Genomic DNA, 511 nt, shown 5'->3' on the forward strand with positions numbered 1-511 from the left:
ACAGCAATATGAATATAATCCGACGCTTGGAAAAGTAACAAAAATTATCGACGGCAAAGGCTACGCGACAAACTATGACTATGACAAGCTGGGCCGGGTAACGAAAGCAATCAATCCGGATAACAGCGTTGTCACCCTGCAATATGATGATGCAAAAAATTCGATCCTGATCACGGATGAAGCAGGCGTAAAAACGTACACGCAATGGAACCCGATCGGCTGGAAGATCGCCACAGGTGTGAGCGAGCAGGATATTAGAAGCAAATTCGGCTATGATGCATACGGACGTTTGGAATGGAGCGAGGATGCCCGGGGAAACCGGACCTGGTTCGGCTACGATCAATGGAGCCGCCAGAACAAAATTACGTACCCGGACGGTTCTTCAGCTACGGTGGAATACAACGATATTCAGCGTACGAAGGTATCGATCGATGCCGAAGGCTACAAGATTACGGAGACCTTAGATCCATTAGACCGGACGATTAAGAAAGAGGAAACGAAACTAGTCAAT

Annotated in this window: 1 protein-coding gene; it reads left to right on the forward strand. The window is 47.6% G+C overall.

From position 1 onward, the window contains the following. A partial coding sequence (locus tag PEH01S_RS34390) for an RHS repeat protein (RefSeq protein WP_164828166.1) occupies window positions 1-511 on the forward strand: 511 nt, incomplete at both ends.

The organism is Paenibacillus ehimensis NBRC 15659 (assembly GCF_004000785.1).
GTDB lineage: Bacteria > Bacillota > Bacilli > Paenibacillales > NBRC-103111 > Paenibacillus_G > Paenibacillus_G ehimensis.